Below are 3,672 nucleotides of genomic sequence, written 5' to 3' on the forward strand. Positions count from 1 at the left end.
GGGGATTGCGACGATGACGCCGAGCCGCGTGCCTTCGGCCTCAAGGCTCCGGCTGGCTGCCTCGCCGGCATCAATGACCTCCGCGAAATCCCCCCATGATGGCCGTGGCGCAGTTCCGTCAGGGGTATAATAGCGTTTTGCTGGAAGGTTCGGAGACGTAACGCCTCCCAATTGGAGAAGCGGACCAACGGCTCCATTCAGCTGGGGACCGACCCTCCGAGGACCCGAATGGAAAGAAGCTGTGGAACCGCCACGCGCGCCGCTTCGGGAGGCGTGCCGCCACTCGATCGCCGACTTCGGACTGACCGTCCTGCATTGATGCGGGAAGCCGTATCTCCGAACGGCCCGCCAATGCTGCGGACCCTGTCGACGTAGACGAGGATCGGTTCCGATACGTGCGGACGACCTTCGCGAGGAACATCATCGTGCCGAAATGCGACCGCGTCGTGAGGTGCACGGCGAGGACCTCGCGCGTCGTGAGGTCGATCGCGGCCCACAGGTGCAACCCCATCGTGCCGGTACGGACATGCGTCTCGTCGAGGGCCCGACGCCGATGTCGAGACCATCCAACTCTACGCCGGCTAGACCAAAATTCGACCCCTGGGAACCATTAAGTCCTCGGACCTGCGTGTCGCCGCGGGTGGGACCGTCGGATGCACGCGTCCCACCTCCGAGGTTGTTGAGATGCGTGAGATCCGACGCAGTCCTTTCCGTCCGGCGCCCTGGGGACGCAAGCGCTACTTCGCGCCCCTGCCCATCCTCTCCGTCCTCCTCCTCGCGACCGTCGTCGCGAAGCCGGACATCCTCCGCACGGACTTCCTGCTCTACCAGGACTCCGGCCTGACGATCGTCGCGCGCGTCTCCCAGGTCGTCCACCTCTCCGGCCCGAGCGGCACGATCGTGGGCACGATGCAGGTCACGAACACCCACTCGTTCGGCATCCGCGTCCTGCTCTTAGGCGCGACGATCCTCTCGGTGACCGGCTCGGCGATCGTCGCCGACATCGGCACGGCCGCGGGCCGCCTCCCGGTCTCGGTCGATGCGGGCTCGACCGTCTCCGTGCCGTTCAAGGGGACGTTCTCGGGCGACCTCACCTCCCTGAGCGTCGGCCAGCAGTTCTCCGTGACCCCGACCGTCTCCTGGATGGAAGTCTACGCGACCGGGGACGTCGGGCCGTTCTCGTACACGCAGCCGAAGACGTGCACAATCCCGGACGTCGTCCTGACGTCGCCCGAGGGCGGCGAGTGGGTCGCGATCTGCTCGTGAGGGCCGTCGCCCCACGCCTGGACCGCCGAATGTCGGGGGCGCTCGCCATGGACCGTCCAAGGTGACGGGCTTCGGCGAAACGGTACGGTCCCGACAAGGAGGCTACAGGTAGACAGAATCCTCTTATACCCGTATAAAACGTATACATACCCATGGCGACGACCGGCTCGCGTCCTCGGCGACGCGAAAAATCCTCGGCGATTCCGACCCGCTTCACCCCGTCGGAGCTCGCTCGACTGGAGCGCGGCCGGGACCTGCTCGGCCTGCGGTCCCGGAGTGCCTTCATTCGGCAGGCGGTCCTGGGGACGCTGGACGAATTGGAAAGGACCGGGATCACCGAGATCCGGGAGGTCTCCATGGAGGAGGCGGCACGGCTCGTCGATCGCTACCTTTCCAAGAATCCGGGCACTCACTACGTGAGCGAACTCATCGAACGCCTCGGACTCGAACCCCGGATCGCTTTCGCCGCGGCTCAAACGCTCATCGACGCCGGCCGGGCGCGGCTGGGGAGGGATTGAATGGCGGTCCTTCGCGGATACGGGGACGGCATCGAGGGGAAACGGATCATTTACATTGCTCGGAAGGTCGAGGGTCCGTGGCTCGTGCGGAAAAGCGGCCGGCATCGGGGTCTACGGGGCAAGCTGTACGACGGGGAGGCCTACATCGACCTCCCGATTGAAGGCACTCGTCCATAGCTCGCATACGCGGGCGGACGCCCCGTCGCAACCCCGTGACGAGCGTCGCATCGGATTCGCCCCCGCTCGAAGCCGACGAGCCGGTTGTAGTGGGCCCCTCACGCATCCTCCGGCGCGTCCGCCGGGGCGAGAGCGCGGGCCGCGGACCGCCCGAGCTGCAGGCTCGAGGCGTACCCCGAGATGAAGACGTTCGGCGCGACGACGAGCTTCGCGAGCACCCAGCCCGGATAGGCGTCCGCCACGCGACCCCCCCGGAGCACCGAGACCACGGAGAAGGCGATGAAGACCGTTGCGACGAAGGAGACCCCGGCGGCGAGCGTCCACGCGTACACGGGGAGGCCGCGGGCCCAGTCGTCCTCGGACGCGATCCGGGCGTCCAGCGCGATCACGACCTGGGCGGCGAAGAACATCGCCGCGCTCCCGATCCAGAGGCCCAGCACCTGATACACGACCCCGACGGAGCGGACGACGGAGACTGGCAACGCCTCGTCGGACGTGAGGAGCGCGACGAAGAGGTCTTGGAGATTCGTCCCCACCGCCGACGGCAGGACGAACCGCCAGAACGCCGAGAGGGCGACCCACCCGACGAGGAGGGATCCGGCGACCTTCCGGTATAGGCGGGAGCGGCCGGCCGTCCGGTCCGCCGTCGCCAGGAAGACGCGGCCGAGCGCCGCGGCGCCGACGAGGTCGAGGCCGAGGGCGACCCAGATCGTCGTGCCCGCGTCCCAGCCGCCGAGGCTCCCGACGAAGTTCAGGAAGAGGGCCAGGATCAGGAGGAGGTTGGCCGCGAGGAGCAGTGCGGACGCGACGATCAGGAGCCTCTCCGGATCGGTCCATGCGGGCTTCTTCGCCCGTTCCGGCGGTTCCTCCTCCAACCCACCCTCCGAGCGCGCCATCCGGCGGGGTCTAGAAAGCGTTTGTGTCGAGCGTCCGACGTTTGGCGACGAGCATCCCCCCTACGAACGGGCGCACGCCTCAGCCAAGGGATCGAGGGAGACTTACCCGTATGGGAGGGCCCACGCGGCGATCGTCCACCGCTTCGCCTTCGCGCGGGCCAGGATCTCCTCGAGCCGTGGGAAGAATCTTTCCGGATTTCGTAACGGACGCCGAGGACAAGCGGGTCCCGAAGCTGGGGGAATCCTTCAGCGGCGACGCGAGCCGCCCTTCTCATCGGTCCACCTTCTTCGTTTCATTTAAGCCGAGGTGACTGTCGGAGGAGTGCCCAATACCGATGGGAAAGCACCGGGCTACAGGAAGCTGAGAGCCCTTCGAGCGGAAGACATCATCGCCGTCCACCAGCAAGCCGCGAAGGTCGGCGAGACTTGGAACTTTGAAATCCGCGATTTCGGATCCATCGACTACCTGGCAGATCGGATCTCCCGTCTCGCAGAGGCTCGACATCCACCGACAATGATCGCCTCTCTCGCGCTGCACCTCTTGGTCCGAGAGCATCCATTCTGGGATGCGAATCACCGTGGCGGATTTGAACTCGCCCCGCTGATTCTTCGCGCCTTTGGCCTTCGAATTGGAGCGTCGAGGGAGGAAGTTGAGGCCTTCGTTCGGTCGATTGACACGACAGGAATCGCTGAAGGATGTCGAAAAGTGGGTCAAGAAATGGACTCGTCGGCTTCGCTAGTCGAGGGCCTTGAGGATTTCTTTGTCTGCTTCAACGGACTTCTTGAGTTCCTTCTGGAACCACGCCTCGAACTCC

5 protein-coding genes are annotated in these 3,672 nt (G+C 65.8%); 4 read left to right on the forward strand and 1 reads right to left on the reverse strand.

Annotated elements, in window-relative coordinates:
* Positions 1-684: 684 nt before the first annotated feature.
* From VF992_06310 to VF992_06320, 3 genes are all read left to right on the forward strand, one after another.
* A complete protein-coding gene (locus tag VF992_06310; GenBank protein ID HEX9340767.1) occupies positions 685-1,266 on the forward strand; it encodes a hypothetical protein in 582 nt (193 codons plus the stop codon).
* A gap of 152 nt (positions 1,267-1,418) precedes the next feature.
* Entirely contained in the window at positions 1,419-1,784 is a 366-nt protein-coding gene (locus VF992_06315) for a hypothetical protein (GenBank protein ID HEX9340768.1), read from the forward strand.
* A complete protein-coding gene (locus tag VF992_06320) occupies positions 1,785-1,961 on the forward strand; it encodes a hypothetical protein (protein HEX9340769.1) in 177 nt (58 codons plus the stop codon).
* Between the two features lie 98 nt (positions 1,962-2,059).
* Here VF992_06320 and VF992_06325 read toward each other — a convergent pair whose 3' ends face one another.
* Positions 2,060-2,857 carry a hypothetical protein gene (locus VF992_06325; GenBank protein ID HEX9340770.1) on the reverse strand — a complete coding sequence of 266 codons (798 nt, stop codon included), beginning with the start codon at positions 2,855-2,857 and terminating at the stop codon, positions 2,060-2,062.
* A 322-nt stretch (positions 2,858-3,179) separates the two neighbouring features.
* Here VF992_06325 and VF992_06330 point away from each other — a divergent pair.
* The coding region (locus VF992_06330; protein ID HEX9340771.1) for a hypothetical protein at positions 3,180-3,672 on the forward strand (493 nt) is incomplete at its 3' end.

The sequence above is a fragment of the Thermoplasmata archaeon genome (assembly GCA_036395115.1).
Taxonomy (GTDB): Archaea; Thermoplasmatota; Thermoplasmata; order RBG-16-68-12; family RBG-16-68-12; genus RBG-16-68-12.